This is a genomic window from Loktanella sp. D2R18 (assembly GCF_003318235.1).
Lineage (GTDB): Bacteria > Pseudomonadota > Alphaproteobacteria > Rhodobacterales > Rhodobacteraceae > Yoonia.
In genome coordinates this window covers 108,706-126,062 of the sequence record NZ_QOCG01000032.1, presented here as the reverse complement: position 1 = coordinate 126,062, position 17,357 = coordinate 108,706, and the positions used below count along the sequence as shown (strand labels likewise).

General features: G+C 53.9%; 16 protein-coding genes. 11 read left to right on the top strand and 5 right to left on the bottom strand.

What is annotated here, in order from left to right:
* Nucleotides 1-5 precede the first annotated feature (5 nt).
* Genes tsaE through trxA form a run of 6 tightly spaced genes read left to right on the top strand, consistent with a single transcriptional unit; the run spans nucleotide 6 to nucleotide 8,735 of the window.
* On the top strand, nucleotides 6-455 hold the full coding sequence (gene tsaE, locus DS901_RS17970; RefSeq protein WP_113778316.1) for a tRNA (adenosine(37)-N6)-threonylcarbamoyltransferase complex ATPase subunit type 1 TsaE: 450 nt from the start codon (nucleotides 6-8) through the stop codon (nucleotides 453-455).
* The gene (locus tag DS901_RS17965) at nucleotides 452-1,423 is read left to right on the top strand and encodes an aminoglycoside phosphotransferase family protein (protein ID WP_113778315.1); all 972 of its coding nucleotides are present in this window, start codon (nucleotides 452-454) and stop codon (nucleotides 1,421-1,423) included. The genes tsaE and DS901_RS17965 overlap by 4 nt, the downstream gene beginning before the upstream one ends.
* Nucleotides 1,420-2,091 carry a nucleotidyltransferase family protein gene (locus tag DS901_RS17960; RefSeq protein WP_113778314.1) on the top strand — a complete coding sequence of 224 codons (672 nt, stop codon included), beginning with the start codon at nucleotides 1,420-1,422 and terminating at the stop codon, nucleotides 2,089-2,091. The genes DS901_RS17965 and DS901_RS17960 overlap by 4 nt, the downstream gene beginning before the upstream one ends.
* Nucleotides 2,084-5,011 carry a double-strand break repair protein AddB gene (addB, locus tag DS901_RS17955; RefSeq protein WP_113778313.1) on the top strand — a complete coding sequence of 976 codons (2,928 nt, stop codon included), beginning with the start codon at nucleotides 2,084-2,086 and terminating at the stop codon, nucleotides 5,009-5,011. Before DS901_RS17960 ends, addB begins: the two co-directional genes overlap by 8 nt.
* Complete coding sequence (addA, locus tag DS901_RS17950) at nucleotides 5,008-8,355, top strand: double-strand break repair helicase AddA (RefSeq protein ID WP_113778312.1); 3,348 nt, start codon at nucleotides 5,008-5,010, stop codon at nucleotides 8,353-8,355. Before addB ends, addA begins: the two co-directional genes overlap by 4 nt.
* Nucleotides 8,356-8,414: 59 nt before the next feature.
* Complete coding sequence (gene trxA, locus DS901_RS17945) at nucleotides 8,415-8,735, top strand: thioredoxin (RefSeq protein ID WP_113778311.1); 321 nt, start codon at nucleotides 8,415-8,417, stop codon at nucleotides 8,733-8,735.
* A 49-nt stretch (nucleotides 8,736-8,784) separates the two neighbouring features.
* Here the strand turns inward: trxA and DS901_RS17940 are convergent, their stop codons facing one another.
* A complete protein-coding gene (locus DS901_RS17940) occupies nucleotides 8,785-9,651 on the bottom strand; it encodes a capsular polysaccharide export protein, LipB/KpsS family (RefSeq protein ID WP_258546792.1) in 867 nt (288 codons plus the stop codon).
* A 142-nt stretch (nucleotides 9,652-9,793) separates the two neighbouring features.
* Between DS901_RS17940 and hslV the strand changes: the two genes are divergently transcribed.
* Nucleotides 9,794-10,348 (top strand): ATP-dependent protease subunit HslV, encoded by a 555-nt coding sequence (gene hslV / locus DS901_RS17935; RefSeq protein WP_113778309.1) that lies wholly within the window; start codon nucleotides 9,794-9,796, stop codon nucleotides 10,346-10,348.
* Here hslV and DS901_RS17930 read toward each other — a convergent pair.
* Nucleotides 10,345-10,710, bottom strand: coding sequence for a DM13 domain-containing protein (locus tag DS901_RS17930; RefSeq protein WP_181820927.1), 366 nt, complete (start codon nucleotides 10,708-10,710; stop codon nucleotides 10,345-10,347). The two genes, hslV and DS901_RS17930, sit on opposite strands and share 4 nt — an antisense overlap.
* Before the next feature lie 163 nt (nucleotides 10,711-10,873).
* Here DS901_RS17930 and DS901_RS17925 point away from each other — a divergent pair, with 163 nt between their 5' ends.
* From DS901_RS17925 to DS901_RS17915, 3 genes are read left to right on the top strand one after another with little or no spacing between them, the layout of a single operon-like run.
* Nucleotides 10,874-11,941 carry a hypothetical protein gene (locus tag DS901_RS17925; protein WP_113778414.1) on the top strand — a complete coding sequence of 356 codons (1,068 nt, stop codon included), beginning with the start codon at nucleotides 10,874-10,876 and terminating at the stop codon, nucleotides 11,939-11,941.
* An 8-nt stretch (nucleotides 11,942-11,949) separates the two neighbouring features.
* On the top strand, nucleotides 11,950-13,257 hold the full coding sequence (gene hslU, locus DS901_RS17920; protein WP_113778307.1) for an ATP-dependent protease ATPase subunit HslU: 1,308 nt from the start codon (nucleotides 11,950-11,952) through the stop codon (nucleotides 13,255-13,257).
* Between the two features lie 60 nt (nucleotides 13,258-13,317).
* Nucleotides 13,318-14,553: an MFS transporter gene (locus DS901_RS17915; RefSeq protein WP_113778306.1), complete on the top strand. Its 1,236-nt coding sequence runs from the start codon at nucleotides 13,318-13,320 to the stop codon at nucleotides 14,551-14,553.
* Here the strand turns inward: DS901_RS17915 and DS901_RS17910 are convergent.
* From DS901_RS17910 to DS901_RS17900, 3 genes are read right to left on the bottom strand one after another with little or no spacing between them, the layout of a single operon-like run.
* Complete coding sequence (locus DS901_RS17910) at nucleotides 14,536-15,123, bottom strand: Smr/MutS family protein (RefSeq protein ID WP_113778305.1); 588 nt, start codon at nucleotides 15,121-15,123, stop codon at nucleotides 14,536-14,538. The genes DS901_RS17915 and DS901_RS17910 overlap by 18 nt on opposite strands.
* Nucleotides 15,123-16,043 carry a murein transglycosylase A gene (mltA, locus tag DS901_RS17905; protein WP_113778304.1) on the bottom strand — a complete coding sequence of 307 codons (921 nt, stop codon included), beginning with the start codon at nucleotides 16,041-16,043 and terminating at the stop codon, nucleotides 15,123-15,125. The genes DS901_RS17910 and mltA overlap by 1 nt, the downstream gene beginning before the upstream one ends.
* Before the next feature lie 14 nt (nucleotides 16,044-16,057).
* The gene (locus DS901_RS17900) at nucleotides 16,058-16,714 is read right to left on the bottom strand and encodes a Tim44/TimA family putative adaptor protein (protein WP_113778303.1); all 657 of its coding nucleotides are present in this window, start codon (nucleotides 16,712-16,714) and stop codon (nucleotides 16,058-16,060) included.
* Nucleotides 16,715-16,826: 112 nt separating this feature from the next.
* Between DS901_RS17900 and DS901_RS17895 the strand changes: the two genes are divergently transcribed.
* A complete protein-coding gene (locus DS901_RS17895) occupies nucleotides 16,827-17,306 on the top strand; it encodes an FxsA family protein (RefSeq protein ID WP_113778302.1) in 480 nt (159 codons plus the stop codon).
* The last annotated feature ends 51 nt before the right edge of the window (nucleotides 17,307-17,357 follow it).

The following is a 17,357-nucleotide window of genomic DNA, read 5'->3' as shown; positions in this document are numbered from 1 at the left end:
TCGGCATGACTACTATTGGACTTCCTACCGAAACGGCGACCGTAAAACTCGCCCAGCGCATCGCGGGCATTTTGTCTCCCGGCGATACTTTATTGCTATCCGGCGAAATCGGCGCTGGAAAATCCGCTTTTTCGCGCGCGTTAATCCGTGCCAGACTTGGCCGTATGGAAGACGTGCCGTCGCCGACATTTACGCTTGTGCAAACCTATGATGATCCGTCAGGCGACATCTGGCATTGCGATCTTTACCGTTTAACCCACCCAGATGAAATTTTTGAACTTGGTCTGGACGAAGCCTTTACCACCGCAATATGCCTCATTGAGTGGCCGGATCGGTTAGGTCCAGATGCGCCAAATACCGCCTTGCAGATGAAATTTCACGCAGGCGATACTGCGCATAGCGTTGAAATCACCACAACGCCCGCTTGGGCCGACCGATTAGAGGGCGTATTATGACAGTACGTGCAGATATCATCGACAGATTTCTTGCGGAATCTGAGTGGGCCAATTGGCAGCGCCACGCACTGGCCGGCGACGCATCAAGCCGCCGGTATGAACGGTTAACCGATGGTCGATCTCAAGTGATCTTGATGGATGCCCCGCCCGAAAACGGCGTATCAACGGAACCTTTCGCACACATCACGAAACTATTGCATGATATAAATCTAAGCCCGCCTGACGTATTAGCACACGATAAAACACTTGGAATCATGGTGTTATCGGACTTGGGGCCGGTTGATTTCGCGGGTTGGCTGACACAACACCCAACAGAAACTTTGGGGCTTTACCGCGCCGCGACAGAAGTTTTGGTGCATTTGCAAAACACGCAGGCGCCCGATGACCTTATCCATATGACGCCAGATGTAGGTGCACAAATGGTCGAAATCACCGGCGAGTTCTACGCATCAAAGCCGACACCCGACCTAACCCAAGAAGTGCAAAATGCAATGGTAGCTCTTGCCCCTGTCGCCAACACGCTATCTCTGCGCGATTACCACGCGGAAAACTTAATCTGGCGGCCAGATCAACACGGCCTCGCACGGGTCGGGTTGCTTGATTATCAAGACGCATTTGTTGCGCCGACAGGATATGATTTAGCATCGCTTTTGCGCGATGTGCGGCGCGATATTGACCCAGCGCTCGCGCAAGGGATCACCGCATATTTTATGGCCAAGACCAAAGCAGGTCGCAATTTTCCAGCACAATTAGCATGTCTTGGTGCCCAGCGAAATCTGCGCATTTTGGGCGTGTTTGCCCGCCTGTCAAAGGTCATGGGAAAAAAACGCTATATAGATTTGATCCCACGCGTTTGGACGAATTTGATGGCTGATCTTCGACATCCCGCGTTAAAACAACTAGAGCAAGCGGTACGCGATACGCTTCCCACGCCAGATGAAGCCACATTGATCAGGTTGCGCAGATGACAACACCCATTCTTTTATTCGCAGCCGGGTTGGGGACGCGTATGGGCGCATTGACCAAAACCATGCCAAAGCCACTGGTAAAGGTCGCAGGTAAGCCGTTGATTGATCACGCGCTCGCATTCACTCAGATATCGGCGATCGGAAACAAAGTGGTGAATGTGCACTACTGTGCCGATCAAATGCACGCGCATTTGGCCGGGCGAGGTATCGCTACTTCAGATGAGACTGACTTACTGCGCAACACAGGCGGCGGATTACGCCATGCCCTGCCATTGTTGGGTGCAAGCCCCGCGCTGACAATGAACACCGACGCAGTCTGGCGCGGGCCCAATCCAATCGAAGCTGTTCTGGGGGCTTGGCGTGATGATATGGAAGCGCTGCTTTTGGTGGTCGAAAAACGCAATGTTCATGGTCATTTGGGCAAAGGTGATTTTCAAATAGATGATCAAAGCCGGCTGCACCGCGCCCCTGATATGATTTATACTGGGGTTCAAATGATCCGAACAGAAACGATTGATCACATTGACGACCCTAGCTTTTCGCTCAATCTTGCATGGAATGATATCGCCACGCGCGGCGGGCTTTATGGCGTAAAATATGACGGCCAATGGTGCGACGTCGGCCAACCGTCCAGCATCCCGATCGCCGAGGCGATGTTGTATGTTTAACCCCACCGACAGCCCCTGCGTTTATGGCAGCGCGCTTGGCGTGGATTTCGCGCAATCATTGGTCGATGGGCTAATGGCACGCGGGCGCGATATGCCCCCGGATCAATGGGCACGTACCGAAATTTACGTCAACACCGCGCGGATGCAGCGCCGCATCCGCGCGGTGTTTGACGCAGGCCCGGCACGGCTTTTGCCACGCGTTAAACTGATCACTGATCTTGCGGATCATCCCATCGCGCTTGCAATCCCGCCCGCGATTGCCCCTTTGCGCCGCAGGTTTGAATTGTTGCAAGCCGTCGCAAAGCTGATCGAACAACAACCCGATATTGCGCCGCGCGCCGCGCTTTATGACCTGTCAGATAGTCTTGCAAAGCTCATGGACGAAATGCAGGGGGAGGGCGTTAGCCCCGACACAATTGCCAATCTTGATGTCTCGGATCAATCTGGGCACTGGGCCCGCTCGCTTGCGTTTATTCAGATTATTTCAGCGTATTTTGGCAGCGCGCAGGACACCCCAGACAAAGAAGCCCGCCAAAGATTGGTTGTTGAAACGCTTGCACAGAATTGGGCGGAGAACCCGCCAACGCATCCGATTATCGTGGCGGGTTCAACCGGTTCGCGTGGCGCGACCGCGCTATTTATGCAAGCGGTCGCTGCATTGCCCCAAGGGGCGATTATCCTGCCCGGGTTTGATTTTGACTTGCCAGACCCGGTTTGGCACGCAATGGACGATGAAATCACCGCAGAGGATCACCCCCAATTTCGGTTCCGGCGTTTGATGGATTTGATAGGGTTTCAGCGTGAAGATGTACGCAGCTGGTCAGATGTTGCGCCCGCGCACCCTGAACGCAACAAGCTGATTTCACTGTCATTAAGACCCGCACCCGTCACCAGCCAATGGCTGACAGAGGGACCGGACCTTGGCGACCTTTCGGTAGCGACCAAAGGATTAACCCTGGTCGAAGCCGCATCACCCCGTGCAGAGGCCGAGACAATCGCGCTACGTTTGCGCCAAGCCGTCGAGGATGGAATCACCGCTGCGCTGATCTCGCCTGATCGGATGTTAACCAGACAGGTGACCGCCGCCTTGGATCGCTGGGATATCCGCCCAGACGACAGTGCCGGCACGCCGTTGCAATTGTCGCCACCGGGGCGAATGCTGCGCCATGTCGCGGATATGCTGGGTAAACCACTGACCGGTGAGATGCTGTTGGTCTTGCTCAAGCATCCTTTGTGCAATTCGACCGATGCCGAACGCGGGCCGCATTTGCGCCACGCGCGCGAACTCGAACTCTATCTACGGTGCAACGGTCCACCTTTTCCGACGCCTGAAACGCTCCAGGATTGGGCAAAGCTTGGCGAAGATCGCGACGATTGGGCCACGTGGTTGGCCGATACGGTTTTCGATTTCGCCACGCCGCGCGATGTGCCGCTGGCCGATCACCTTGCAACGCATATTGACCTAACGCAACGCCTATGCGCGGGGCCTGCGGGCGGCGAAGCCGGTGCATTATGGCTAGAGGCCGCTGGCCGCGCGGCGCGTAAGACTTGCGATGAAATTGCCCAAAACGCAGCATTCGCTGGCGAAATGCAAAGCAAAGATTATGCTGCGCTTTTTGGCGCTATCCTTTCCGAAGGCTCTGTGCGCGACCGCGATAAGGGCCATCCGCAAATTCTGATTTGGGGCACGCTCGAAGCCCGCGTTCAGGGTGTTGACCTGACCATTTTAGGCGGGATGAACGATGGGACTTGGCCTGAAGCCCCCGAACCCGATCCGTGGCTGAACCGGGTGATGCGCACAAAGGCCGGATTGCTGTTGCCCGAACGCCGAATTGGCCTATCCGCGCATGACTATCAACAAGCAATCGCTGGCAACGAAGTCTGGATCACCCGCGCAAAACGGTCGTCGGATGCCGAAACCGTGCCATCCCGGTGGGTCAACAGATTAACCAACCTATTGCGTGGCTTACCGAAGCAGAACGGTGTGGTCGCTTTAGAAGCGATGTTAGATCGTGGACACAAATGGTCCGATATGGCCGCCGCTCTTTCACGCGCAGATCACCGTAGTGAACCAGCATCGCGTCCGTCGCCTTGCCCACCCTTAAACGCACGACCAGATCAGCTTTCGGTCACACAGATTAAAACGCTGATCCGCGATCCTTTTGCGATTTATGCGCGCAAAGTGCTCCGCCTTAATCCGCTTGATCCGCTTGCACCCACGGCTGACGCACCGCTGCGTGGGACGATTGTGCATGAAGTTTTGGAAAAATTTATTGCGGGCGGCTTTGCACCTGATGATCGGGAAGCATTGATGACGATTACGCGCGATTGTTTCACCGCCTGCTGCCCTTGGCCTACGATCCGCGCGCAATGGATCGCCCGTATGGATAAATCCGCCGACGCGTTTTTGGCGGGTGAAGTCACACGCCAAACTCTTTCTGATAGCCACGTCATCGAAAAACGGGGTGCAATTATGGTCCCCAACGTCGGGGTAAAACTGACATGCATGGCCGACCGGATCGACATAACGCCAGACGGGCAGGCGTTGATCTACGATTATAAAACCGGCGTCGTCCCAAGTGAAAAGCAGCAAGAAAACTTTGATAAACAGCTACTGCTAGAGGCCGCGATGGTGGAACGCGGGGCCTTTGCAGATATCGGGATAAAACCTGTGCAAGCGGCGACATTTATTGGGGTGAATGCAACAATGAAAACCAGCGCCGCGCCGCTCGCGAAAAACCCGCCTGATCAAGTTTGGGCAGAGTTAGAGACGCTTTTTGCGCATTGGCAGCGTATCGACCGTGGGTATACTGCCCGCATCGCCTTGTTTTCGAAAACCGACTACAGCCCTTATGATCACCTGTCGCGTTTTGGTGAATGGGACACAAGTGACGACCCAAAACCGCAGGTGCTGACATGATCCGCGATGCTGCATCACAACGCCAAGTAGATGCTGCCGACCCGCAAACATCCACATGGCTTTCTGCCAATGCTGGGTCCGGCAAAACCCGCGTGCTAACCGACCGCGTGGCGCGATTGCTGCTTGAAAAAGTATCCCCGCAAAACATTCTGTGTTTGACCTATACCAAAGCCGCCGCGGCCGAGATGCAGAACCGTTTGTTTAAACGGCTAGGTGCATGGGCGATGATGGCCGATGCAGATTTACGCGCTGACTTGCAATCGCTTGGCGTTGACCGCACGATTGATGACCAACAGTTGCGCGAGGCCCGGACCCTGTTTGCCCGCGCGATTGAAACGCCCGGAGGTCTGAAAATTCAAACCATTCATTCGTTTTGTGCCGGCGTTTTGCGACGTTTCCCGCTTGAAGCCCAAGTCAGCCCGCAATTTCGCGAGATGGAAGGCCGTGCAAGCGAATTGTTACGTGCAGACGTCATGGATGAATTGGTTATGGGCACACACGCCCCGGTCATCGACGACCTGTTACATCATTTCACAGGCGCCGAACTGTCTCAACTTACCGCTGAGGTCGCGCAGAAACGCGAGGCATTTGCGACCGACATGCCGCATGATGCGCTTTGCGATCTTTTGGGGATCGATGCCAATCTCACCGCCGACACGCTGACTTCGCAGGTATTCAGCCAATCTGCACTGGATTCAATTCACCAACTCGCCGCGATTTGCCGCAAGGGTAGCGCGACCGAAGCCAAAGCAGCAGCGCAGCTTGATAAAGTCAGCAAAACAATTCCCGCGAAACTAGGTGATCTTGCGTTGCTTGAAAGCGTGTTTTTGTTTGGTGGATCGGCAAAGATCCCGTTTGGTGCAAAGATCGGCAGTTTCCCGACAAAGGGCACACGCGAAGCAAATCCCGAACTGATGGACGAGCTTGAGCCCATCATGTTGGGTGTACAGGACGCACGCGAAGACCGCCTGAACCTACTTGCGTTGGAACGCACACGCACGATTCACCGGTTTGGCGCGGTGTTTGTACCCGCTTACGAACAGCGGAAACTGATGATGGGCGCGCTTGATTTTGATGATCTGATCCGCAAAGCCAAAGCACTTTTGACGGATCGCGATGTCGCGCAATGGGTTCTCTTCCGGCTTGACGGCGGAATTGACCACGTGCTGGTCGACGAAGCCCAAGACACCAGCCCAACCCAATGGGCCGTGATCGAACAATTGACCCAAGAATTCGCCAGTGGCGAAGGTGCGCACCCAGATCGCGCCCGGACTGTTTTTGTTGTTGGCGATAAAAAGCAGTCGATCTACTCGTTCCAAGGCGCTGATCCCGCTGCGTTTGACGCGATGAAGTCCCACTTTCACGGCGCACATCGGGCGGTGGATAAGTCGTTTGAAATCACGTCGCTTGACCATTCCTTTCGGTCGTCGCAAGCGATCCTATCCGTCGTTGACGCGACATTTACTGGTGATCGCGCCGATGGCATGGACGACCATCTGACCCATATCGCGTTCAAAGAAAACATTCCCGGCCGCGTTGATCTGTGGCCCGTCGTTGAAAAAGCCGCCGTCGATGATCCGCGTAACTGGTTTGATCCTGTCGATCTTCCGTCCGACACGGATCACAACGTATTGCTGGCCAACCGTGTGGCTGCGCAAATCAAACGTATGATTGCGCAAGAAACTTTGCCTGATGAAATTGGCAATAGCGGCACCTATCGCCGTCGTCCGATTTCCGAAGGGGATTTTTTGATCCTTGTGCAACGTCGGTCCGATCTGTTTTCTGAAATCATCCGTGCGTGTAAATCTGCTGGGCTCAAGATTGCAGGGGCTGACCGTTTGCGGGTTGGTGCCGAACTTGCCGTGAAAGACCTTGCTGCCTTAATGAACTTTCTTGCGTTACCTGAAGATGACCTGTCATTGGCTGCGGCGCTACGTTCGCCGTTGTTTGATTGGTCCGAACAGGATTTGTTCACATTGGCCTACCATCGCCCGAAAAAAGGGTATCTTTGGTCTGCGCTGCGGGGTTCAGACCATGTGAAGACACTCGAAATCTTGCGCGATCTACGCCTGCAAGCGGATTTTTTGCGCCCCTATGACTTGATTGAACGCATTTTGACCCGCCATGACGGACGCCGCAAACTGCTCGCGCGGTTGGGGCCAGAGGCCGAAGACGGGATCGATGCATTGCTGTCGCAGGCACTTGCCTACGAAAGCACAGGCGTGCCTAGTTTGACTGGTTTTCTTACCTGGATGGAAACCGATGATCTTGAAGTCAAACGCCAGATGGATAGCCAAGGTGACCAGATCAGGGTGATGACCGTACACGGATCCAAGGGGCTTGAGGCGCCGATCGTTATATTGCCCGATACCGCAAAGCGCCGTGTGGATGTGCGAGACGAATTGCTGCCTGTTGGCGATCACGTTGTTTGGAAAACCCCGGCGCAAGGCTCTGCCACTGTGATGCAAAACATCCGCGAAGATTTTGTCGCCAAACAGGTCCGTGAACGCATGCGGCTGCTATATGTGGCAATGACCCGCGCTGAAAAATGGCTGATTATCGGTGCCGCTGGCGATGTCGGTGACGGGGATGACAGCTGGTACAATATCGTTGGCGATGGCATGGCCGCGCGTGGCGATAGCGAAGTGCAAATTGATGACATGGACGTGCGCCGGGTCGCGCATTTAGACTGGGATGGCGGCGAACTGTATCTGCCTGATCCGAAGCCAATGGTTGAAATCGCTGTGCCCACATTCGGCGCCATCCCCGAACCAAAGATAAGCACAACGATTTCCCCATCTGAATTTGAAGGCGCCAAAGTCATGCCCGGCGATCCAGCAGCGATGGATCATGAGGACGCGCTAGAACGCGGGACTAAAATTCACCGTCTACTTGAATACTTGCCGCAAGCCACACCAAACACACGCCATGCATTGGGGCTGCGGATGCTGAACAACCAAGACACCAATCTCGTGGACGAGGTTATCGCGCTTTTGGAACACCCAGAACTTGCGGTGCTCTGGCATCCTGACGCGCTGACAGAAATCGACATCACAGCTGATTTGCCCGGTATCGGCCGTATCCACGGCACAATTGATCGGTTGATCATCACCGAGACCGAAGTCTTGGCGATTGACTATAAGTCAAACCATGTCGTTCCGGACACACCCTCACAAACGCCACTTGGTGTCCTGCGGCAAATGGCAGCTTATTTTGCAGCGTTGCGTCAAATCTATCCCGATCGCGCCATAAAAATGGGCATCCTTTGGACGGCAACCGCGCATTTTTCTGAACTACCAAACGATCTTCTTCACGAAACCCTGAACGGTCTTACCGTCCCTTGACCAAAGCAGAGCAGGTACATAGGTTCACAATCCAATGATATTCGCCAAGGAGCAGCCCAATGGCAACCGTAGCAGTAACCGACGCAACTTTTGATGCCGAAGTCCTTAAATCAGATATCCCCGTTGTCGTAGACTTCTGGGCAGAATGGTGTGGCCCATGTAAACAAATCGGCCCAGCGCTTGAAGAACTATCTGCCGAGTATGATGGCAAGGTCAAAATCGTCAAAGTCAACGTCGACGAAAACCCCAATTCCCCGTCACAGCTGGGCGTGCGCGGCATTCCTGCCTTGTTCATGTTCAAAGCGGGCGCAGTCGTTTCAAACAAAACAGGCGCAGCACCCAAAGCGGCCCTGCAAGGCTGGATCGACGAATCCATCTAAGCATAAAAATATTTAATATCGGGCGCCCATCGTGGCGCCCTTTTTCGTTTCAAACGGGCCAGCCATGCCGAAGAAGCGCTTCACGGATGATCGTTTGCGTCTCAGGACGGCCCGCGTTGATCGCTTGTTTTTGCAAAAACCAATAGAGATAGGCAGCGTAATCAGGCGCATGCCCAGCGCGCGCGGCAAAAGCATTTGCAACGCCCATTTGACCCGCATTCAATGCGATATGATGAAAATCAGTTTTTCCAAATAGGATCAGCGGCTTTTCAAGAAAATAGCCGTGAAACCCAAGGCTCGAATTTTGGGTAACGACGTAATCGCAATCCCGTAGCAACGCATCTGTTTCGCCTGTTTGCACTGAAAGCTGATCATAAGTTTCAGTCAGCTTTGTCAACGCGTCCATTTCACTGTCGCTATAGGTTTCTGACGGGTGCAGCGTCGCGATGATTCCGCGCTTTGGTTCATGTTGCAGGGTGGCTTTGATCATGTCGATAGGACTGCAAAACTGAAACGAACGCCGGGTGGTGAGCCGCCCTTGAAGTGGCATAAACACAAACCCACCCCGCCTTGGTTCTCCCCAAAATAGTTTGCTGCGCCAACGCCGGTAAAACCTCTGCGCCCTTTGTAGATCCACCTGAGAGCCGTCAAATGCGGTGCGCACGACAGGCCAATCCCAACGTTTGCTTTGCTTTTCAATATGCCAAAAGGGACCCACGTAAGTTTTGCGCAGCGTCAGCCCACGCGCGTCGATCGGATCATCCATTAAAAACAAACTGCGCCCCGGTCGTGACATCGCTTGCAGCCGCCCCAATTCATCGTTGTGATCATAAGCCAGATCAAAACCCGCTGCCGTAAGCACTGCACCGATTTGGCCAATAAAATTCTGGGTGCCACGCTCGGCTTGCCGGCGCATTTTTGCGTTCAAATAAAATGTGACGGTCTTTTCATCGCTCATAATCCCGACGCTACAACCACATCATCATCTGAACAAGCTGTTGGGGTTGTCTGCATGAACACGTGCAGCCATATAGAAGCCAACCCGCAAGGAGACGATTATGACCCGCGAAGAATTCCCCGGTTGGCACGGCACCACAATTATTGGCGTCCGCAAGAATGGTAAAGTTGTGATCGCGGGCGACGGGCAAGTCAGTCTTGGTCAGACTGTAATCAAAGGCACAGCACGCAAGGTGCGCCGCCTGTCCCCCGGTGGCCAGGATGTAATTGCGGGTTTTGCAGGCTCCACCGCCGATGCATTTACCCTGCTAGAACGGCTTGAGAAGAAGCTCGAAGCGACCCCCGGTCAATTGGCCCGTGCGAGTGTCGATTTGGCCAAGGATTGGCGCACCGATAAGTACCTTCAAAAACTTGAGGCAATGTTGATCGTGACCGATGGCAAAGATCTGTTTGTGATCACGGGTGCGGGTGATGTTCTAGAACCAGAGCACGACATCGCGGCAATCGGATCAGGCGGAAACTTTGCTTTGGCAGCAGGGCGCGCGATGATGGATACCGATCTAGACGCCGAAGAGGTCGCCCGCAAAGCGATGGCAATTGCCGCTGATATTTGTGTTTATACCAACGGCAAATTGACGGTCGAAAGCATCGGTTAACCGATCGGCGCGATTGCTAAGCCGACGCTGAATTCTTCGCACCAAACCCAGACTTCGTTGTAATCTGCAGTATTGATGCCTTCTGGTGCCGTGAATTGCGACGCGCCAGCAAAGTTTTCAAGCGGCCCCATGATCGTTGCCGGGTCAAACACGCCATCCTTGCCCAGCGCTATTTTAGGATCAGGCGCGCCATCAAAGACAAAATCAGAAAGAAGGTTCACGGAACTACCCGCAATCTCGGCCGTACCTGTGACCGTATGCCCGTTGATCCCTTCCCATGTGCCCAAACGGCCATGACCACCCGCAAAAGCAGGGGCAGCGGCAGTGCTAAGGAGGGCGGCGATAAAGTGACGTCTGTTCATTGGTGTTCTCCCATCAAAATTTCGCATGATCGTACAGACCCCAGACTTTCACACAATCACCCCCACGCGTTTGTGAAGCTTTGCAATTTACAGCAAAAGAAACGCGGCACACTTGGCGTTATCCATCACAACGCTTAGGTATGGCCCAACCAAAGGAATGCCGATGATTGAACATGATGATATTCGCGCTGCCGTAGCAAGCGGACTGATCAATGAAAAGCAGGCCGCGGGACTCATTACACTGACTGATAGCCGTCGTGGCGCGCGAGAAAATCTTGATCCCGGTGATGAACCGTTTGAGCTGTTCAAAGGTTTCAACGAAATCTTCATAGTGATCGGGATGCTGATCCTATCGGTTGGATGGATGGGTGTTGTCTCGCTCGCGCTTGGTGACAGTATCGTTGACCTGCAGGAATACGCTGCAGTTGTTGCGCTCATTGGCGCGGGGCTTTTGTGGTTGCTGTCTGAATATTTCGTGCGCAAACGCCGCATGGTTGCCCCGGCGATCGCGCTGTCGGTTATGTTTGCGTCAAACGCGGCCTTTGGATTCATCGCCGTGATGACCGAACCGTTTATGATCGCGCAGAATGATTATTCTAGCGTGCCCTTGCCGCTGTTTATCGCGACGCTTGCACTATTTATCTACTGGAGGCGTTTCCGCGTGCCTTTTGCGATGGCGATGATCGCCGTCGGATTGTTTATAGTGGCAATTGTCTATGCAGCCAGCCGCGGTGGGCAGGTTAATGACATCAGTGATTTCTTCCTTTTGTCCGCAGGCGGCCCGTTTGCATGGATCACGCTTGCGTTGGGGCTACTGGTCTTTGCCGTCGCAATGATATTCGACATGAGCGACCCGCACCGGGTCACCCGGCGCAGCGCCAATGGGTTTTGGCTGCATGTTGTTGCAGCGCCCGCGCTGGTAAACACTGTCGCGCTTTCACTGTTGGACCGCGATTCATCGGGGGCAAATCTTGTGCTTCTTGCATTCCTTGCGCTTTTTGCAATTGTCGCCATTGTCATCGACAGACGGTCATTCTTGATTGCCGCAATTGGCTATATCGTTGCATTGGCCGCCACAATCCTTGATGGGGACGGGGCCGCCCTGACGGTTCTAATCCTAGGAATTGTGCTGCTATTGCTTGGTGCGCTCTGGGAACGGATCCGTGCCCGTGTGCTTAAACTGATGCCCGGATTTATCCCGCTGCATCGTCTTCCTCCATCTCATGCTTAAGGACTGACATGACAGACCTGACCCCCCGCGAAATCGTATCCGAACTTGATCGGTTTATTATCGGCCAGAACGACGCCAAACGCGCCGTGGCAGTGGCGCTGCGCAACCGTTGGCGCCGCAAGCAATTGGGCGATGATCTGCGCGATGAGATTTACCCCAAAAATATTCTGATGATTGGGCCCACTGGCGTTGGGAAAACCGAAATCAGCCGTCGCTTGGCAAAACTCGCGCGTGCGCCGTTTATTAAGGTTGAGGCCACCAAATTCACCGAAGTTGGCTATGTCGGCCGCGATGTTGAACAGATTATCCGTGATCTGGTCGATACGGCGATCTTGGACACACGCGAACATATGCGCGAAGACGTCAAAGCCAAAGCCCAACAAGCCGCCGAAGACCGCGTGATTTCAGCTGTTGCTGGCACAGATGCCCGAGACGCCACGCGTGAAATGTTTCGTCGGAAGCTTAAGGCAGGTGAACTTGATAACACGGTGATCGAACTTGAACTGGCCGATACATCCAACCCGATGGGCGGTTTTGAAATCCCCGGCCAGCCCGGTGGGATGGGCGGTATGATGAACCTTGGTGAATTATTCGGCAAAATGGGCGGTGGCCGCACCATTAAGAAACAGATGACTGTCGCCGAAAGTTATGAAGCCCTGATCGCGGATGAGGCCGACAAACTGCTGGACGACGAAACCGTCACCAAAGCCGCTCTAGAAGCGGTTGAACAAAACGGCATCGTTTTTTTGGATGAAATCGACAAAGTTTGCGCGAAATCGGACGCCCGCGGCGGCGATGTTTCCCGTGAGGGTGTGCAGCGCGATCTGCTACCCCTGATCGAAGGCACAACGGTTTCCACTAAACACGGGCCGATCAAGACAGACCATATTCTATTCATCGCATCCGGTGCATTCCACGTGGCCAAACCTTCAGATCTGCTGCCCGAACTTCAGGGCCGCCTACCAATCCGCGTTGAATTGCAAGCGCTGACCGAAGGCGATTTTGTCCGCATCCTGACCGAAACAGACAACGCGCTAACGCTGCAATACACCGCGTTGATGCAGACCGAAGAGGTCACCGTGACGTTCGCTCCCGATGGGATCACCGCGCTGGCGAAAATCGCTGCCGAAGTAAACGAATCCGTTGAAAACATTGGCGCTCGACGACTTTACACCGTCATGGAGCGTGTCTTCGAAGACCTGTCTTTCAACGCGCCCGACCGTGGCGGCGATGAAATCGCTGTGGATGCCGCATTCGTCGAAGAACATCTTGGCGCACTTTCCCGGTCAACGGATGTGAGCCGCTACGTCTTGTGATTTTACGGCATCGCGCGATTGGGGCTTCCCTTTTGCGCGATGCACGATCACCAAAGGCACATGACATCATTCGCCCCCTATATCCGGTTTATCCGTGACAATGCGCCCTATCTCGCGGTTGGGGCGCTTTTGTCTTTTCTATCAAGTTTCGGGCAAACCTTTCTGATTGCGGCCTTCGCCGGAGAAATCCGCACGGAATACGGGTTGTCAAATGGCGATTGGGGGCTGATCTACATGGTCGCCACGATGGTGTCGGCAGCTGTCATGATCTTTGCTGGCGGGCTCACAGACCGGTTTCGGGCGCGGTCCATCAGCTTGGTTGTTCTGGCGTGTCTGGCGCTTTCATGTCTTGCGATGGCGCTAAACACCCATGTCATCGGGCTATTCATCATCATATTTTGCCTCAGGTTTTTTGGACAAGGTATGACCAGCACAATTTCTATTGTCTCGATTTCGCGCTGGTTCATTGCAACACGCGGACGCGCGTTGGCAATTTCCACGGTGGGATTTGTTACCGCCGAGGCAATTCTTCCACTTTCAAGCGTTTGGCTTAAATCATATCTTCCATGGCGCATCATTTGGATGGGGTTTGCGGGCTTCATTCTAGTCATGATCCCTGTGATATGGCGATTGCTGAAGCTAGAACGCACACCCCAAGCAACCACAAAAACGGACAACTCCGCTGGGATGGACGATAAACATTGGACCCGCGCGCAAGCCCTACGTCATCCGCTATTCTGGACTTTGGCACCGACGATGGCCTTATTTCCAATGTTCGCCACAACGTTTTGGTTCCACCAGGTCCACTTTGCCGAGATTAAAGGATGGGAGCACCTGAACCTTGTCGCGGTCTTCCCTTTGGGGACATTTACCTTCATGGGGTCCACGTTCTTGTTTGGCTGGGCCGTGGACAAATTTGGGGCCGGGCGATTGCTGCCCATTTACCTGCTGCCCTATTCGGTGGCCTTTATCATCCACGCCTTTGCACCAACAATTGCTTGGACGGCCTTTGGCGTGATCTTGATGGGGCTTGCGGGTGGCGGGCAGGCGACATTGCCCGGATCTGTTTGGAGCACATATTTCGGCACGGCCCACATCGGATCGATCAAATCAGCGGCTGTGGCGCTGATGGTGCTGGGGTCAGCAATTGGGCCGGGGATGTCGGGGTGGTTGATCGATAAAGGCGTTGGATTTGAAACGCAGTTGCTTTTCTATTCAGCAACATTCGTGATCGGGTCGGTTGCCATGATACCAGCGCTTCGCGCGGCTACCGCTCGGCTACCGGCTACGCCGTAGATAGACGTAATAGGCGCCATGCCCGCCGTGTTTCAAATGCGCGGGCGTCACCTGCAAGATAGCATAATTTAAAGGGGGAAGCGCAAGCCATTGCGGTACTTGGTGACGCAGCACGCCTTGGCGCGTTGGGATAGGGCCGCCATCGTCGCGGTCTTTGCCTTTACCCGTAATCACCAAAACCAAACGCCGACCAACCGCATGTGATCCCAGAATAAACGCCACCAATTCGGGGTGGGCTTCGTTCATTGTCATACCGTGCAGGTCAATCCGCGCCTCTGGCACCAATTTCCCGCGCCGCATTTTGCCAAAGGATTTATGATCCATGTGTACCGACGCACGGTTCAACCGCTCTGTCACGCTAGGCAAAATATCATGCGGGCGGTGCGCGTTTGCATTTTGGCCAACCTTGAAATTTGGCAGCGGCGTGTGACCAATATCGCGCGGGTTTGGCTTGGGTTTGATCGGTTTGGGTTCCGCAGCAGCAGCTTTGGGTTCAAGCGGGACCGCACGTTCAGCGACGCGATCCCAAAGTGCGCGTTCTTCGTCAGAAAGATTACGGGGACGACGCATTAAGACATCCCCCCGATCAATTTCTGCGCTTCTTTATGTGGGATTAGGGCGATCATCCGCCCCCCGTCATTGACCTGTCCGGCCAGTGCACCGGCCTTTGCACCTGTGCCAAAAAATATATCCGCGCGCTGCGCGCCCTTGATCGCAGATCCGGTGTCTTGGGCAACCATCAACCGTTCCATACCAACGCGTTCAATCCACACTGGGGACCCAAGCGGCGTAATATTGGGATCGACGGCAATTGACCGACTAGCTGTAATTGATTTTCCCATTGCACCAATTGGCCCTTGATCAGCAGGGACTTGGCTAATTTCACGGAAAAACACGTAGCTTTCATTTTCCCACAAAAGCGCAAGTCCTGCGGCGCCGTTTTCGTGCAGCCACGCCCGAATAGTATCGGGATTCACATCTGAAACGCCACGAGCGATCAGAATTTTACCGATAGAGGTATAATCCCGCCCATTTTTGCCAGCGAATCCGACGCGCATCATCGATCCATCAGGAAGACAAATCCGGCCCGATCCCTGCACCTGTAAGAAAAACAAATCAATAGGGTCAGATAGCCAAGCGATCTCTAACCCTTGGCCTTCCAGCGGTTCATCTTCGTCGATTTGGCGGCGTGAATATGCGCTGGGATCTTGCGGGAGCGCATAAACAGGCACGTGAAACTGTTCCGACTTTTCTCGCGAACCATTGAGTTCAGGCTCAAAGTATCCGGTGAAAACCATATCTGCGCCATCTTCAATCAGAACGGGCTGAAAATGTTCTTCAAAGAATACACGTGCCGAAGGGGCGGAAGCAGCAATTACCGTCCATTCGGCACTGCTATGTAGAAAAACATCAAGGGCGGCCTGATGATCATCAGCCGCCCATCCGTTTAAATCCTCAAACGAGGTTGTCGTATATGTCAGTCCGGCCATCGCCTGCCTGCACCTTATTCGCCAGTTGCGACCAATTTCCAGTTCGGATCGCCAGCATCCATGTGATGCGAGAATGTCCAAGTATCTTTCTGACGCTTAATTTCTTTGTCGCTACCCTCGACAATATCGCCACCAATATCACGCACAACCGATGTCATTTCAGACTTAAAGCGCACTGAAATTTCGGCCTCTTTTGAGGCGTCGTCAAATTCTGCATCGACCAAGGCCATGTCGCTGACACCAATGAATGTCGCATCAACAGTCAGACCTTTGGCTTTGCGATCTTCGACAACAAATGCAAATGCCTCGTAGACTTCATCTGAAATGAAGGCTTTGATTTCATTCAAGTCACCCTTTTCAAACGCCATCAAAATCATTTCATAGGCGCCACGTGCGCCGGTCAAGAATTCGGACACATTGAATGTCGGATCAACGCGTTTCATCGCGGCCAGCGCGATCGCCGCATCACTACCTTCGGCTACGTGATCGTTGATGTCCCAATCTGGGCCGTCCCGCACAATTTCAAGATTAGGTTTTTTACGGCGGTCTTCTTGCGGTTCGCGCGCGACAGGTTTTTCAAAACCTTCACGCGTTCCCAATACGCCACGCAGACGCAAGATCAAAAAAACGGCGATGCCAGCAAGCACCAAGAGTTCAACAAAAGAGTTCATCAGGGCCTCAATCAAGGTAGGGCATGGAAAACTGCCCGGTCCAACCCTATGTAGGTGCTGTACAAGGCCAAGTCCACCTTGGCCGGAACAAGTTTAGAAAGGCGCACCACCCATGTGGCTATTGCTTGCATTTATCGCGGTCCCCATGATCGAAATTACGCTGTTCATTCAGGTCGGCGGGCTTATCGGTATTTGGTGGACGCTTCTTATCGTGCTGACCACCGCAGTTGCCGGGTCTTATTTGGTGCGGCAGCAAGGGCTACGCGAACTTGGAAAGTTGCAACAATCGTTTTCCGAGATGCAAGATCCGTCCGAACCTTTGGCCAATGGCGCGATGATCCTATTTTCCGGGGCTCTTTTGCTCACACCAGGTTTTTTCACCGATATTGTTGGGCTTTTGTTACTTGTGCCAAAGGTGCGCCAAGCCGCCTATGTCTGGGCGCGTTCAAAGGTCAAGGTCGCGACATTTAGTGCTGGTGGGACGCAGCAGCGACCGCAGCACCCCCAAGATCAAGTCATAGATGGCGATTTTCAGGATGTAACTGGAGATAAAAAGCCAACACATCCGCCATCTGGCTGGACGCAGCATTGAGCCTTGCCAGATTGACTGTTAGGAAAACGCCAACAGAATTTAACCGGAGCA